This window comes from Streptomyces sp. NPDC038135 (genome assembly GCF_055601245.1).
This window is the reverse complement of sequence record NZ_JBVJXS010000009.1, coordinates 338164-352561: the sequence shown is the minus strand read 5'-3', so window position 1 is coordinate 352561 and position 14398 is coordinate 338164. Positions and strand designations below refer to the sequence as shown.

At 73.8% G+C, this 14398-nt stretch carries 17 protein-coding genes; 8 read left to right on the top strand and 9 right to left on the bottom strand.

Annotated elements, in window-relative coordinates; genetic code table 11:
* Nucleotides 1–14 precede the first annotated feature (14 nt).
* Entirely contained in the window at nt 15–608 is a 594-nt protein-coding gene (locus ACZ7JA_RS26725; RefSeq protein ID WP_199209961.1) for a TetR/AcrR family transcriptional regulator, read from the top strand.
* Between the two features lie 82 nt (nt 609–690).
* Here the strand turns inward: ACZ7JA_RS26725 and ACZ7JA_RS26720 are convergent, their stop codons facing one another.
* Nucleotides 691–1905, bottom strand: coding sequence for an acyl-CoA dehydrogenase family protein (locus ACZ7JA_RS26720; RefSeq protein ID WP_351671126.1), 1215 nt, complete (start codon nt 1903–1905; stop codon nt 691–693).
* 6 nt (nt 1906–1911) lie between these two features.
* The gene (locus tag ACZ7JA_RS26715; protein WP_389304650.1) at nt 1912–2934 is read right to left on the bottom strand and encodes a phosphotransferase family protein; all 1023 of its coding nucleotides are present in this window, start codon (nt 2932–2934) and stop codon (nt 1912–1914) included.
* Between the two features lie 254 nt (nt 2935–3188).
* Here ACZ7JA_RS26715 and ACZ7JA_RS26710 point away from each other — a divergent pair, with 254 nt between their 5' ends.
* Complete coding sequence (locus ACZ7JA_RS26710; RefSeq protein WP_470810782.1) at nt 3189–4136, top strand: NADP-dependent oxidoreductase; 948 nt, start codon at nt 3189–3191, stop codon at nt 4134–4136.
* 329 nt (nt 4137–4465) lie between these two features.
* Here the strand turns inward: ACZ7JA_RS26710 and ACZ7JA_RS26705 are convergent, their stop codons facing one another.
* From ACZ7JA_RS26705 to ACZ7JA_RS26690, 4 genes are read right to left on the bottom strand one after another with little or no spacing between them, the layout of a single operon-like run.
* A complete protein-coding gene (locus ACZ7JA_RS26705; protein WP_351671132.1) occupies nt 4466–4789 on the bottom strand; it encodes a DUF202 domain-containing protein in 324 nt (107 codons plus the stop codon).
* Complete coding sequence (locus ACZ7JA_RS26700) at nt 4777–5169, bottom strand: YidH family protein (RefSeq protein WP_351671134.1); 393 nt, start codon at nt 5167–5169, stop codon at nt 4777–4779. The genes ACZ7JA_RS26705 and ACZ7JA_RS26700 overlap by 13 nt, the downstream gene beginning before the upstream one ends.
* 21 nt (nt 5170–5190) lie before the next feature.
* Complete coding sequence (locus tag ACZ7JA_RS26695) at nt 5191–5706, bottom strand: NUDIX hydrolase (RefSeq protein ID WP_351671136.1); 516 nt, start codon at nt 5704–5706, stop codon at nt 5191–5193.
* Nucleotides 5707–5737: 31 nt separating this feature from the next.
* Entirely contained in the window at nt 5738–6649 is a 912-nt protein-coding gene (locus ACZ7JA_RS26690) for a DMT family transporter (RefSeq protein ID WP_389448711.1), read from the bottom strand.
* Nucleotides 6650–6894: 245 nt separating this feature from the next.
* On the opposite strand from ACZ7JA_RS26690, the gene ACZ7JA_RS26685 reads away from it, so the two are divergent.
* Genes ACZ7JA_RS26685 through ACZ7JA_RS26675 form a run of 3 tightly spaced genes read left to right on the top strand, consistent with a single transcriptional unit; the run spans nt 6895 to nt 9327 of the window.
* Nucleotides 6895–7929, top strand: a complete 1035-nt coding sequence (locus ACZ7JA_RS26685) for a hypothetical protein (protein WP_470810780.1) — start codon at nt 6895–6897, stop codon at nt 7927–7929.
* A 53-nt stretch (nt 7930–7982) separates the two neighbouring features.
* Nucleotides 7983–8717, top strand: coding sequence for a molybdopterin-dependent oxidoreductase (locus tag ACZ7JA_RS26680; protein ID WP_450743682.1), 735 nt, complete (start codon nt 7983–7985; stop codon nt 8715–8717).
* Complete coding sequence (locus tag ACZ7JA_RS26675) at nt 8701–9327, top strand: cytochrome b/b6 domain-containing protein (protein WP_351671142.1); 627 nt, start codon at nt 8701–8703, stop codon at nt 9325–9327. The genes ACZ7JA_RS26680 and ACZ7JA_RS26675 overlap by 17 nt, the downstream gene beginning before the upstream one ends.
* Before the next feature lie 87 nt (nt 9328–9414).
* Here the strand turns inward: ACZ7JA_RS26675 and ACZ7JA_RS26670 are convergent, their stop codons facing one another.
* Both ACZ7JA_RS26670 and ACZ7JA_RS26665 read right to left on the bottom strand, forming a co-directional pair.
* Nucleotides 9415–10812, bottom strand: coding sequence for a GntP family permease (locus ACZ7JA_RS26670; protein WP_351671144.1), 1398 nt, complete (start codon nt 10810–10812; stop codon nt 9415–9417).
* 39 nt (nt 10813–10851) lie between these two features.
* Complete coding sequence (locus tag ACZ7JA_RS26665) at nt 10852–11370, bottom strand: gluconokinase (RefSeq protein ID WP_351671146.1); 519 nt, start codon at nt 11368–11370, stop codon at nt 10852–10854.
* A 140-nt stretch (nt 11371–11510) separates the two neighbouring features.
* Here ACZ7JA_RS26665 and ACZ7JA_RS26660 point away from each other — a divergent pair, with 140 nt between their 5' ends.
* Nucleotides 11511–12212, top strand: coding sequence for a FadR/GntR family transcriptional regulator (locus ACZ7JA_RS26660; protein ID WP_351671149.1), 702 nt, complete (start codon nt 11511–11513; stop codon nt 12210–12212).
* Nucleotides 12213–12252: 40 nt separating this feature from the next.
* Here ACZ7JA_RS26660 and ACZ7JA_RS26655 read toward each other — a convergent pair whose 3' ends face one another.
* Complete coding sequence (locus ACZ7JA_RS26655; protein ID WP_351671152.1) at nt 12253–12627, bottom strand: YchJ family protein; 375 nt, start codon at nt 12625–12627, stop codon at nt 12253–12255.
* A 133-nt stretch (nt 12628–12760) separates the two neighbouring features.
* Between ACZ7JA_RS26655 and ACZ7JA_RS26650 the strand changes: the two genes are divergently transcribed.
* Together ACZ7JA_RS26650 and ACZ7JA_RS26645 are read left to right on the top strand one after the other, a co-directional pair.
* Nucleotides 12761–13072, top strand: coding sequence for a dsRBD fold-containing protein (locus ACZ7JA_RS26650; protein ID WP_351671155.1), 312 nt, complete (start codon nt 12761–12763; stop codon nt 13070–13072).
* A 16-nt stretch (nt 13073–13088) separates the two neighbouring features.
* The gene (locus tag ACZ7JA_RS26645) at nt 13089–14393 is read left to right on the top strand and encodes a phosphoribosyltransferase family protein (protein ID WP_351671158.1); all 1305 of its coding nucleotides are present in this window, start codon (nt 13089–13091) and stop codon (nt 14391–14393) included.
* The last annotated feature ends 5 nt before the right edge of the window (nt 14394–14398 follow it).

Here is a 14398-nt window from a genome sequence, read left to right as displayed (position 1 = left end):
GGCGGGTGGCGGCAGTGCCCAGGACGACGGACGGAGACGGGACGCCCGTCCCGCAGCGGCTGCTGGACGCCGCCACCCGCCTCTTCGCCGAGCAGGGTTACGACCGCACCTCGGTGCAGGAGATCGTGGAGGCGGCCGGCGTCACCAAGGGAGCGCTGTACCACTACTTCGGCTCCAAGGACGACCTCCTGCACGAGGTGTACGCGCGCGTGCTGCGCATCCAGCAGGAGCGCCTCGACACCTTCGCGAACGCGGACGAGCCGGTCGAGAAGCGGCTCAGGGGCGCGGCGGCCGACGTGGTCGTCACGACGATCGAGAACCTCGACGACGCGATGATCTTCTTCCGCTCCATGCACCACCTGAGCCCGGAGAAGAACAAGCAGGTGCGCGCCGAGCGCCGGCGCTACCACGAGGGCTTCCGCGCGCTCATCGAGGAGGGCCAGCGCGAGGGCGTCTTCTCCACCGCGACCCCGGCCGACCTGGTCGTGGACTACCACTTCGGCTCGGTCCACCACCTGTCGACCTGGTACCGCCCCGACGGCCCGCTCACCCCGCAGCAGGTCGCCGACCACCTCGCCGACCTGCTGCTGCGGGCGCTGCGCCCGTAACCGGCGGCGAAGACGCGTGCGCCCGTGACCGGGCGCTGACGAGGGGCGGCCGCCCGGGCGGCCGCCCCTCGTCCGCTCTCCGCTACAGGTACTTCTTCAGCTCGCGCCGGGCCAGCGACCGCTGGTGCACCTCGTCCGGACCGTCGGCGAGCATCAGCGTGCGGGCGCTCGCGTACAGCTCGGCCAGCGGGAAGTCCTGGCTCACGCCGCCGGCGCCGTGGAGCTGGATCGCGCGGTCCAGGATGCCGACCACCGCGCGCGGGGTCGCGATCTTGATGGCCTGGATCTCCGTGTGCGCGCCCCGGTTGCCTACCGTGTCCATCAGCCAGGCCGTCTTCAGCACCAGCAGCCGCAGCTGCTCGACGGTGACCCGCGCGTCCGCGATCCAGTTCTGCACCACGCCCTGCTGGGCCAGCGCCTTGCCGAAGGCGGTCCGCGACACCGCACGCCGGCACATCAGCTCGATCGCCCGCTCGGCCATGCCGATCAGCCGCATGCAGTGATGGATCCGGCCGGGGCCGAGCCGGGCCTGGGCGATGGCGAAGCCGCCGCCCTCCTCGCCGATCAGGCTGGTGACCGGCACGCGCGCGTGGTCGAAGACCACCTCGGCGTGGCCGCCGTGCGAGTGGTCCTCGTAGCCGAAGACCTGCATCGCGCGCCTGACGGTCACCCCGGGGGTGTCGCGCGGGACCAGCACCATGGACTGCTGCCGGCGGATGTCGGCGCCGTCCGGGTCGGTCTTGCCCATGACGATGAAGATCTTGCAGTCCGGGTTCATCGCCCCGGAGATGTACCACTTGCGGCCCGTGACGACGTACTCGTCGCCGTCGCGCTCGATGTGCGTGGTGATGTTGGTGGCGTCGGAGGAGGCCACCTCCGGCTCGGTCATCGCGAACGCCGAGCGGATCTCGCCCGCCAGCAGCGGCTCCAGCCACTGCTTCTTCTGCCGCTCGTCGCCGAACTGCGCCAGCACCTCCATGTTGCCGGTGTCGGGCGCGGCGCAGTTCGTCGCGGTCGGCGCCAGGTGCGGGGAGCGGCCGGTGATCTCGGCGAGCGGCGCGTACTGCAGGTTGGTCAGGCCGGCGCCGTGTTCGGCGTCGGGCAGGAAGAGGTTCCACAGGCCCTGCCTGCGCGCCTCGGCCTTCAGCTCCTCCACCACGGCCGGGGTGTCCCACGGCGAGGCCAGCGCGGCCCGCTGCTCCTCGGCGACCGGCTCGGCCGGGTACACGTACTCGTCCATGAAGGCGAGGAGCCTGGCGCGCAGCTCCTCGGTGCGCGCGTCGAACGCGAAGTCCATGTCCGGTCAGCCTTCCTGCAGAGTGGTCAGTCCGTGGTCGATGAAGACGGGCACCAGCTCGCCGATCCGGTCGAAGCCGCCGCCCACCGTCTGGCCGAGCGTGTACCGGTAGTGGATGCCCTCCAAGATCACGGCGAGCTTGAACCAGGCGAACGCCGTGTACCAGGAGACGGCGGAGACGTCGCGCCCCGAACGCGCCGCGTACCGCTCGATCAGCTCGGCGGGCGAGGGGTGCCCGGGCGCCTCGGCGGTCGTGGACACCGGCGACTTCGGCAGGCCCAGCGGCGTGCTGTACATCACCAGCAGTCCGAGGTCGGTGAGCGGGTCGCCGAGGGTCGACATCTCCCAGTCGAGGATCGCCCGGATGGTGTCGTCGGAGCCGATCAGCACGTTGTCCAGCCGGTAGTCGCCGTGGACGACGGCCGGGGCGGGCGAGGCGGGCAGCGCGCGGCCGAGGGCGGCGTGCAGCTCGTCGACGCCGGCCAGCTCACGGTTGCGGGAGGCGTCGAGCTGCTTGCCCCAGCGGCGGAGCTGGCGGTCCAGAAAGCCCTCCGGGCGTCCGAAGTCCTCGAGGCCGACGGCCGCCGGGTCCACGGCGTGCAGCCCGACCAGCGTGTCGACGAGCGAGAGCACGGCGTCCCGGGTGCGCGCCTCGCCCAGCGGGGCGAGCTGCTGGGCCGTGCGGTAGGGCGTCCCCTCGACGAACTCCATGACGTAGAACGGCGCCCCGAGCACCTCGTCGTCCTCGCACAGCAGCACGGGCCGGGGGACCGGCACGTCCGTCGGGTGCAGGGCGCTGATCACCCGGTGCTCGCGCTTCATGTCGTGCGCCGTGGCCAGCACGTGCCCGAGCGGCGGCCGCCGGACGACCCAGCGCGAGGCGCCGTCCGAGAGCGCGTAGGTGAGGTTCGACCGTCCGCCCTCGATCAGCCGGCCCGTGAGCGGCCCGGTCACCAGGCCGGGCCGCTCACGGTCGAGCAGCGCGCGCAGCCGGTCGAGATCGAGTCCGGGCGGGTGGTCGGCGCTCATACATCACTCCTACGAACGGGCGAACAGCAACGCGTCTCATGATGCCGACCGGTCGGTATGCCGTCCAGTGTGCGTGCCGAACCGGGCCCCGAACGTGACCGGAGCCACCATAATCGGCGTGCCGCGCGCGCGGCGGCTGGTCATGACGGCCGCCTTCGGGGTACCGGTGGGAGCGACGCAGACGCAGTCACGCGAACGGTGCGCATCCGGCACGACGGTCGTGTGGCGCACGAGGACCCCGGAGGGTCGTGGGCATGAAGGCCATCAGTTACAGCCGCTACGGCGGGCCCGAGGTGCTGGAGTACGGCGAGGCGGACGACCCCAAGGTCGGCCCCGACTCGGTGCTGGTCAAGGTCCGCGCGGCCGCCGTCAACCCGGTCGACTGGAAGTGCCGCGAGGGCTACCTGGACCAGATCCTGGACGCCGTCTTCCCGGTGATCCCGGGCTGGGACGTCAGCGGAGTGGTGGTGCGGCCCGGCGCCTCGGCGCCGGAGTTCTCCGTCGGCGACGAGGTCATCGGCTACGTCCGCGAGGACTTCCTGTCCCGGGGCACCTTCGCCGAGTACGTCGCCGCGCCCGTGCGCACCCTGGCCCGCAAGCCGCGCAACCTCTCCTTCGAGGAGGCGGCCGGACTGCCGCTGGCCGGGCTGACGGCCTACCAGGTCCTGGTCAAGGCGCTGGAGGTCAAGCGCGGCGAGACCGTGCTGGTGCACGCGGCGGCCGGAGGGGTCGGCTCCCTGGCCGTCCAGGTCGCCGCCCACCTCGGCGCCCGGGTGATCGGCACGGCCGGCGAGCGCAACCACGACTACGTCCGCGAGCTCGGCGGCGAGCCGGTGACCTACGGCGAGGGGCTGGCGGAGCGGGTACGCGGACTCGCCCCCGACGGCGTGGACGCCGTCTTCGACACCATCGGCGGCGACACCCTGAAGGTCTCGGCCAACCTGCTCGCCCCGGAGGGCCGGCTGGTGTCGATCGCCGACCCGGAGGTGGCCGGCTTCGGCGGCCGCTACTACTTCGTCCGGCCCGACGCCGAGGACCTGCGCAAGCTGTCCGAACTGGCCGAGCAGGGGGTGCTGTCCGTACACGTCCAGGAAACCTTCCCGCTGGAGCGGGCGGCCGACGCCCACCGGCTGAACCAGGAGGGACGCACTCGCGGCAAGATCGTGGTGACGGTCGGCCAGGACACCGAGAGCGCCTCCTAGCCCCCGGCCGGGGCGCCGCGGGCGTGTCCTGGACCCGGGCCGGGGCGCCGCGGGCGTGTCCTGGACTCAGGCCGGGACACCGAGGGCGCTGTCTGGACCCGGGCCGGGACACCGAGGGCGCCTCCTAGTCCCAGGCCGGGACACCGAGGGCGCTGTCTGGACCCGGGCCGGGACACCGAGGGCGCCTCCTAGCCCCAGGCCGGGACACCGAGGGCGCCGTCTGGACCCAGGCCGGGACGCCCAGGGCGCCTCCTAGCCCCCAGCCGGGACACCGAGGGCGCCTCCTGGCCCCCGCAGCGGCGTTCCCCGGGCGAGCCGGGGCCGCCCGCTCAGACCAGCAGCGCGACCGCGCACACGGCCATCGCCACCGCGCACAGCGCGGCCGCCGTCGCGTGCCGCGGCGCGAGCGCGGGCGGCCGGGCCCCGGCCGCCAGGGCGCGGATGCGGTGGTGGGCCACCCACAGGAAGCCCAGCCAGAGCACGCAGCACAGCGCGCATCCGACGACCGCGGCGGCCGACGCCCCGCCGTGCAGCGCGGCCCGCACCGCGAGCACGGCGGCCACGGCGGCCGACAGCGTCGTACGCCGCCAGGCCAGCCGGGTCCGCTCCGGCTGGAGTCCCGGATCCCGGCCGGCCGCGCTCACCCCGCCCACCCGGCCAGCACCACCACGACCATCGCGACCGCCACCACTGCCACGACCAGGCTCAGCACCGCCGGGAACCGGGAGGCCGGCAGGTCCTCGCCCCGCCGCATCGCCCGTTCGCAGCGCACGAAGTGGTTCACCGCGCGCAGCGAGCACAGCACCCCCGCGCCGAGCAGCGCGAGCGCGAGGCCCACCCGCCACGCCCAGCGCAGGTCCGGCAGGAACTGGTCCACCGCGAATCCGCCGCCGATCAGCGCGAGCGCGGTCCGCAGCCAGGCCAGGAACGTGCGCTCGTTGGCCAGCGAGAACCGGTAGTCGGGCGTGCCGCCCTCTTCGCGCACCCGCTCCGGGGCGAACCAGAGCCGGACGTTGCGTACGAACTCACTCACGCCAAGGACCCTACCGGCGCGTCACCCGGCCGACCGGAACGCCCGCAGCCGCTCGTAGGCCGCCAAGCCGTCCGGCACCCACTCCCACTCGCCGAGCCGCCGCTGCACCTCCTCCTCGGACAGGAAGTCGTGCCACTGCACCTCCTCGGCCTGGGGCCGCACCGGAAGCTCGCACTGCACCTCGTACACCGCCGACCACCAGCTCTTCCCGGCCCCGTCGTCGTAGAGGAACCTGAAGAGGAACTCCGGCCGGGGCAGCCCCGACACACCCAGTTCCTCCTCGGCCTCGCGCAGCGCCGCCGCGTCGTAGGACTCGCCCGCGCCCACCACACCGCCGACGAACATGTCGTACAGGGAGGGGAAGACCAGCTTGGTGGGGGTACGGCGGTGCACGAACAGGCGCCCGGCCGCGTCCCGGGCCTGGACGAAGACGCACCGGTGGCGCAGGCCCCTGGCGTACGCCTCGCCGCGCGGGACCCGCGCGACCACCTGGTCGTTCTCGTCGACGATGTCGAGGATCTCGTCAGCAGGATTCATGCCCGTATCCAAGCAGGCCCGGCACGCGGGCTCAGCGCGCCTGGAGGTCCCGGGCCCGCTCGGACGCCGCGGTGCCGGACGGCATCGCCGGGTGCAGCCCGAGCAGCACGATGCCCGCGACGATCGCCGCGAGCCCCGCCGCCTCCCAGGCCAGCGCGCCGGTGTCGGTGCGCAGCCGGTCGCCGAGGAAGCCCACCCCGCACAGGATCCCCGCCAGCGGCTGGGCCGCGGTGAGCGCCGGCAGGGACATCCGCAGCTCGGCCGTCTCGAACGCGCTCTGCACCAGCACCAGCCCGGTGACGCCCAGCGCCAGCACCCCGTACGGCTGCCAGCCGGTGAGCAGCTCCGGGAAGCCGCCGGCCGCGAAGCGGGTGCCGCAGATCCGGGTCAGCGCGTCCTGCACGCCGTAGAGCAGCCCGGCGGCGGTGGCCAGCAGCACCGGGCCGCCGTCCAGCCGGGACCGCTTGGCGCAGGTGGTGAGCAGCAGGGCCGCGCCGAGCATCGTGCCGATGATCAGCCAGTGCCGCACCGGGTCGGTGACGGCGCTGCCGGCGCGCGGCTCGCCCGCCACGATGAACGCGCTCACGCCGCCCGCGAGCAGCCCGAGCCCGGCCCAGCCCTGACGGCCGAGCGACCTGCCGGTCCGCAGCCGCGACAGGGCGAGCGCGAACAGGAGGTTCGTCGCGAGCAGCGGTTCGACCAGCGAGATCTCGCCCTTGCCGAGGGCGACGGCGCCGAGCACCATGCCGGCCACCATCAGGGCGATGCCGCCCAGCCAGCGCCGCACCCGCATCAGGTCCAGCAGCAGCCGGAACGACAGGAAGTCGCTGAGCGGTGCCTGCTGCGCGACGCTCTGCTGGAGGACGAAACCGAAGCCCACACAGGCGGCGGCGCTCACGGCGAGCAGGAGAACCAGAACGGACACGCTGCGTACCTCGATCATCCGGCCGGACAGGCCCTGGTGGCCGACTGTAGCGTCCCCTCGACGCCGTGCCATGGCGTACGCCACACCGTCCCGTCCGCACGTCCCCCGGATCCGGCGGCGACCAGCGGGTCCGTGCCTCAAGTGCCCACCGTCACAAGCTGGTTGAAGAGGGCAACACTCCGGTTCCGCTTGACGCAAACCAAGGCTGAGGGTTTGCTGTGCGTGATCGGTCGATGGCAGCCCGAGAAACAGGAAGTCCCGCGGTGCCCCCAACCCCGTCCCTGCTCGGCGCCCGCCGTGCCCACCCGGACCAGCCGGGCGACACCGCCCCGGAGGACCAGGGCCTCTTCGACGAGGCCCTGGACGACGCCGGACTCCTCGCCGCCCGCGCCGCGCTGGCCCAGGGCCGGCGGCAGGCGACCCGCGCCCTGCTGCTGCGCACCGGCGACGACTGGGACCGCCGCGGCCATCGCCTCACCGTGCTCGCCGGCGCGCCGTACGCCGCCGCCTGGGCCCAGGACTGGCTGCTCGCCGAGCCGGACTCGCCCGACGCCGCCGCCCTGTACGCCCTGGCGCTGGTCCGGCGGTCCTTACGCGGCAAGGAGAGCCCCGACCGGGCCCGCGCCGCCTGCCGCGCCGCCGCCGCCCTGGCCCCCGCCGACCCCACGCCCTGGCTCGGCCTGGTCCAGCTCGCGCGCGTCCTCGGCCCCGAGCGCGAACTGCTGCGCGCCTTCGCCGAACTGCGCGAACGCCACCCCGAACACCACCACGCCCACCATCTGCTGGTCGCCCGGCTCGCCGAGCGGCCCCAGGGCGGCCGGGCCGAGTCCCACGAGGTGTACGACCTCGCCGAGCGGGCCGCCGCCGAGGCTCCCGCCGACTCCCCGCTGGCCGTCCTCCCGGTCGTGGCGTACGCCGAGCGCTACCGCGTCCTGGCCGCCACCGGCCTGGCCCCCGCCGACCCGTCCGGCAGCGGGCACTGGTCGGGCCCCCGGGCCCGCGGTGTGCTGCGGGCGGCCTTCGAGTGGTGGCTGGAGTGGGAGCACGACGAGCACCCCCGCCGCCACACCGACCTCAACCACCTGGCCTTCGCGATGTCCTGCGCCGGCCGCCCGGCCGAGGCGGCGGCCCTGTTCCGCCGCATCGGCCGGCACGCCACCGCCGTCCCCTGGTCGTACCTGCACCGCGAGCCGGGGCCGGCCTTCCGCGCGGCCCGCGCCCGCGTGCTGGGCGGGGACCCGCGCCCGCGCGGCGGGAGCGCTCCCGCACAGGGACGGGAAGTCATTACGGAACTCTGACCGGGGCCCGCACGGGCTGGCCCCGCCCCGGCCGCAGGTGCTCGAATGAACACGTGAACCCCGAACAGCCCGAGGACCCCGGCGCCCAGGGCCGGCCCGTCGGCCGCCGCGTCTTCCTCGGCACCCTCGCGCTCGGAGCGCTGGGCGTCGCCACCGCACCGGTGGTGCAGCGCGGCCTGGAGGGCGTCCTCGGCGGCCTCTCCGGCAACGACCCGACCGGCCTGACCGGCCTGCTGCCCAACGGCGGCGGCTTCCGCTACTACTCGGTGGCCGCGTCCGTCCCGCACAAGAGCCCCGCCGACTACCGGCTCACCGTCGACGGCCTGGTCGACCACCCGCGCGCCTACACCCTCGCCGACCTGCGTGCGCTGCCGCAGACCCGGCTGGTCAGGGACGTCCAGTGCGTCACCGGCTGGCGGGTCCCGGGCACCCCCTTCGAAGGCGTCCCCCTCTCCCGGCTGCTGGACGCGGCCGGAGTCCGGGCCGCCGGCCGGGCGGTCCGTTTCACCTGCTTCGACGGCACCTACGCCGAGAGCCTCACCCTGGAGCAGGCCCGCCGCCGGGACGTCCTGGTCGCGCTGCGCATGCAGGACAAGGACATCGGCCACGACCACGGCGGCCCCGTCCGCCTCTACGTCGCGCCCATGTACTTCTACAAGTCCGCGAAGTGGCTCTCCGGCATCACCGTGACCGACCGCGTCCAGCCCGGTTACTGGGAGCGGCTCGGCTACGACGTCGACGCCTGGGTCGGCCGGTCGAACGGACGGACCGATGAGCCTACGAGCTGACACCCCCGCGCCGCCGGACTCCCGCGTCCGCCGCTTCGGCCCGGCCCAGCGCTGGGTGCACCGCGGCACCGCCGCGCTGATGGGCGTGTGCGTGCTCACCGCGGCCTGCCTCTACATCCCGCAGCTCGCCGTGCTCGTCGGCCGCCGCGAACTGGTCGTCCGGATCCACGAGTGCGCCGGGCTCGCCCTGCCCGTCCCCGTGCTGCTGGGCCTCGCCTCCCGCGCGTTCCGCGCCGACCTGCGCTTCCTCAACCGCTTCGGCCCGCACGACCGCGTCTGGCTGTGGGCCGCGCTGAGCCGGGACAAGCGCCGCTCCTCCCGGCCGGCGGGCAAGTTCAACGCCGGCCAGAAGGTCTACGCGGCCTGGATCGCCGGGGCCACGCTGGTCATGCTCGGCACCGGCCTGATGATGTGGTTCACCCACTTCACCCCGCTGGTCTGGCGGACCTCGGCGACATTCGTGCACGACTGGCTCGCCCTGACGATCGGCGTGGTGCTGGCCGGGCACATCGGCATGGCGCTCGGCGATCCGGAGGCGCGGCGCGGGCTGCGGACCGGCACGGTGAGCAGGCGCTGGGCCGAGCGGGAACACCCGCTGTGGCGCCCCTGAGACACGACTCACCCCCTCCTCGGCGCACGGGGAGGGGGTGAGCGGCGTTCTCGGCGCCCGCGCGGGGCGCCTTCGGTCGCCGCGCGTCTATATGACGAGTGACAGCAGCAGGACCAGCCCGCCCGCGACCACCGAGATGATCGTCTCCATCACCGACCAGGTCTTCACCGTCTGGCCGACGCTCAGCCCGAAGTACTCCTTCACCAGCCAGAAACCGGCGTCGTTGACATGGCTGAAGAAGAGCGAGCCGGCGCCGATGGCGAGGACCAGCAGAGCGGCGTGGGTGGTCGACATGTCGGCTGCGAGGGGCGCGACCAGACCGGCCGCCGAGACCGTCGCCACCGTCGCCGAGCCGGTGGCCAGCCGGATCGCGACCGCGATCAGCCAGGCCAGCAGCAGCGCCGGGATCGACCAGTCCTTGGAGATGTCCAGGATCATCTGGCCCACCCCGCAGTCGATCAGCGTCTGCTTGAAGCCGCCGCCCGCGCCCACGATCAGCAGGATGCCGGCGATCGGCATCAGGCCCTTCTCCACCGTCTGCTGCAGCCGGCCCTTGCTGAACCCGGCGGGCCGGCCCAGCGTGAAGAAGCCGACGATGACGGCGGCGAGCAGCGCGATCAGCGGGGAGCCGACGACGTCGAAGACGCGCTGCGTCATGTTCGCGGTGTCGTCCACCACGATGTCCACCAGCGCCTTGGCCAGCATCAGCACCACGGGGAGCAGCACGGTGGCCAGCGTCGGGCCGAAGCCCGGACGGCGCTCCAGCTCCTCGGACGGGCGCTGCGGGATCATCCGCTCGGGAGCGGGGACGTCCACCCAGCGGGCGGCGAACCGCGAGAAGACCGGACCGGCGATGATCACCGTGGGGATGGCGACCAGGATGCCGAGCGCCAGCGTGACGCCCAGGTTGGCCTTGACCGCGTCGATCGCGACGAGCGGGCCGGGGTGCGGCGGGATCAGGCCGTGCATCACGGACAGACCGGCGAGCGCCGGGATGCCGATGCGCATGAGGGAGTAGTTGCCGCGCTTGGCGACCATCAGCACGACGGGGATCAGCAGGACGATGCCGACCTCGAAGAACAGCGGCAGACCGATCACGGACGCGATCAGCACCATCGCCCACGGCATCGACCGGCCGCCCGCCTTGGCGAGGATCGTGTCGACGAGCTGGTCGGCGCCGCCGGAGTCGGCGAGGAGCTTGCCCAGGATCGCCCCGAGCGCGATCAGGACGCCCACGCCGGCCACGGTGCTGCCGAGCCCGGTGGTGAAACTGACGATGGCCTTGTCCAGCGGGGCGCCGGCGACCGCGCCGAGCACCAGTGACCCGATGGTCAGCGACAGGAAGGCATGGAGCTTGAACTTGGTGATGAGCAGCACGATGACGGCGATGCCCACCAGGACGGCGATGCCGAGCTGGGCATGGCCGGCGGAGGTGATCGGCGGAGGTGCGTCCGCTGCCAGCATCTCGACGCTGAGTCTGGTCACGGGGGTTCCCTTGCAGGTACGGGGGACGGGGGTGAGGTGTTACTCGGAGGTCTCGGAAAGCGCGTCGAGGGCCCGCACGGCGCGTGCGGTGATCTCCTCGGGGCTGCCGCCGACGTCCACGGCCGCTCCGGCCTCGTCCGGCTCGAGCGGCTGCAGCGTGGCGAACTGGGAGTCCAGCAGCGCCGTCGGCATGAAGTGACCCTGCCGGTGCGACATCCGGTCCTCGATCAGCTCGCGGTCGCCCGTGAGGTGGAGGAACACCACTCCCGGAGCGACGGACCTGAGCCGGTCGCGGTACGACCGCTTCAGGGCCGAGCTGCTGACCACACCGCCGAGTCCGGCCCGCCCGTGCGCCCAGTGCCCGATGGCCTCCAGCCACGGCCACCGGTCGGCATCCTCGAGCGGAACGCCGGCCGTCATCTTCTCGATGTTGGCCCGCGGGTGGAAGTCGTCGCCCTCGGCGTAGGGGACACCCAGCCGGGCGGCGAGCAACGGACCGATCGTGGTCTTGCCCGTCCCGGCGACGCCCATCACGACGACGACCTGGGGGGTGCGCATGACTGCCTCGCTGTCTTCCTCGACATCCGACGCCACTTCGGCGTCGCCACACTGAAACCCATTAGGTACGACGAATTCAAGAGTGTGTGACGTATAAGTCTGACTTTTTGTCTCCGTGATCCAGGCCGTACGCTGAGTCCATGAGCACACCGGGCCGAGGGCTGCACGGCCGCGTACTGGACACCCTCGGTCCCGCGATCACCGCGGGTGAGTATCCGCCGGGCAGCGTGCTGCGCACCGACGAGCTGGCACAGCACTTCGAGGTCTCACGCTCCGTGATGCGCGAGGCCGTCCGCGTGCTGGAATCCATGCACCTGGTCGAGTCCCGCCGCCGGGTCGGCGTCACCGTCCGCCCCAAGTGCGAGTGGAACGTCTACGACCCGCAGGTCATCCGGTGGCGTCTGGCGGGCGCCGACCGCCCGCACCAGCTGCGCTCACTGACCGTGCTCCGCTCCGCCGTCGAACCGGTGGCCGCCGGCCTCGCCGCCGGCCACGCCACACCCGAGCAGTGCGCCGAACTCACCGAGTGCGCCCTCGGGATGGTGGCCAACTCGCGCGGACACCGGCTCCAGGACTACCTGGTCCACGACATCGCCTTCCACCGGGTCATCCTCACCGCCTCCGGCAACGAGATGTTCGCCCGCCTCGGCGACGTCGTCGCCGAGGTGCTGGCCGGGCGCACCCATCACGAGGTGATGTTCGAGGACCCCGACCCGGCGGCCGTCACCCTGCACGTCCAGGTCGCCGAGGCGGTCCGCGAAGGCGACCGCGCCCGCGCCGAACGGCTCACCCGGGAGATCACCGAGGGCGCCCTCCAGGAACTGGACATCCTCGCGCCCTGACGCCCCCGGCACGCGCCCGGACCGCCCGCACCGGCCGGGGTCAGTCGAGGAAGTCCCCGTCGACGTACACCCACGCCCCGTCCACCCGCTCGAACCGGCTCCGCTCGTGCAGCGAACCGCCCCGGTAGGAGGCGCGGAAGGTCACCGTCCCCGCGCGGTGGAACGCCGAACCCTCCCCGGTCTCCAGGATCTCCAGGCCCGTCCACCTCATCCGCGGATCCAGCTCCAGCCGCTCGGGCCGGGTCCGCGGATGCCAGGTCCGCAGCAGGTAGGCCGCGTCCCCCCGGACGAACGCGCTGTACCGCGACCGCATCAGCGCCTCGGCGGTCGGCGCGGTGGCCGGCCCGGAGTGGAAACGGCCGCAGCAGGCGTCGTAGGACAGAGGGAGCCCGCAGGGGCAGGCGCGCGAGGTCATGCACCTCATTCTGCCCGGGCCGCCGCCCCGCTCCGCCGCCGGTGCGGCACCCGCCCGTCCGGTGCACAGTGGAAGGGGTGACGCGCGCCGGCGCGCCCCGTCGGCCTCGCAGCGCAGTGAGGAGAGACGGACCATGACTCGACCCCTGAGCAGCCGTCCTCCGTCCGTCAAGGAATGGCGGCTGAACCTCTACCTGTCCGAACACGACCCGGACACCACCGCCCGGATCGTCCTGGACACCGGAGACAACGTCCTGGAGAGCCACGCCGAGGCCCGCCGCAACCCCTACGACACGGCGGTGCCCGACATCGGCGACGAACTCGCCGCCGGACGCGCGCTGATCGCCATGGGCCGGGTGCTGCTGCGCGCGGCCGCGGGCGACATGAAGGACATGGGCGCGAACGACCGGGAGGCCCCCGCGCCGCTCTGGCTGTCCCGGGAATGAAGTGAGGGGGCCCACCGTGCTCTTCACCGACCGGATCGAGGCGGGACGGCGCCTCGGCGCGCGCCTCGAGTACCTGAGGGGCCAGGACGTCGTGGTGCTCGGCCTGCCCCGGGGCGGCGTCCCCGTCGGCGCGCAGGTCGCCGAGGCCCTCGACGCCCCGCTGGACGTCTGCCTGGTCCGCAAGCTGGGCGTCCCCAGCCAGCCCGAGCTGGGCATGGGCGCCATCGGCGAGGACGGCGTCCGCGTCATCAACCAGCAGGTGCTGCGCGGCAGCGGGGTGTCCGCGGCCGAGCTGGACCGGGTCGAGGCGCACGAGCGCGCCGTCCTGGCCCAGCGCGCCGCCCGCTACCGCGGCGACCGCCGGCCGGCCGGCGTCGCCGGGCGGACCGCCGTCATCGTCGACGACGGCGTGGCCACCGGCTCCACCGCGCGCGTCGCCTGCCGGATCGCCCGGGCCCGGGGCGCCGCCCGGATCGTGCTCGCGGTCCCCGTCGCACCCTGGGACTTCCCGCACCGGCTCACCGGGGAGGCCGACGACCTGGTCTGCCTGGCCACCCCGGCCGACTTCTACGCGATCGGCCAGTTCTACGGCGACTTCACCCAGGTCGCCGACGACGAGGTCACCGCCTGGCTGCGGCAGACGGCCCACCGCCACGAACGCTTCGCCGGCACCGGCCCCGAGGACCGGGAGGCGGAGATCGCCGCCGGAGCCGTCCGGCTGCGCGGCCGGCTCACCCTGCCCGCGGGCGCGACCGGAGTGGTCGCCTTCGCCCACGGCAGCGGCAGCGGCCGGCACAGCCCCCGCAACCGGTTCGTCGCCGGCGGACTGAACGAGGCCGGACTCGGCACCCTCCTCTTCGACCTCCTCACCGAGGACGAGGAGCGCGACCGGACCAACGTCTTCGACATCGCGCTGCTGGCCGGCCGGCTCCGCGACGTCACCCGGTGGCTGCGCGAGGAACCCGACGCCGAAGGGCTCGCGGTGGGCTACTTCGGCGCCAGCACCGGCGCGGCCGCCGCCCTGTGGGCCGCCGCCGAACCGGCCACGCGCCCCGCCGCCGTCGTCTCCCGCGGCGGCCGCCCCGACCTCGCCGGCCCCCGGCTGCCCGAGGTGAGCGCGCCCACCCTGCTCATCGTGGGCGGCGCCGACCGGCAGGTGCTCGAACTCAACCGGGAGGCGCGGGCCGCGATGCGCTGCGAGAGCCGGCTCGAGGTGGTGCCCGGCGCCACCCACCTCTTCGAGGAGCCCGGCACGCTGGAGCGGGTGACCGAACTGGCCCGCGACTGGTTCACCGACCACATGGCCCCGGCCCACGTGTAGGCCCG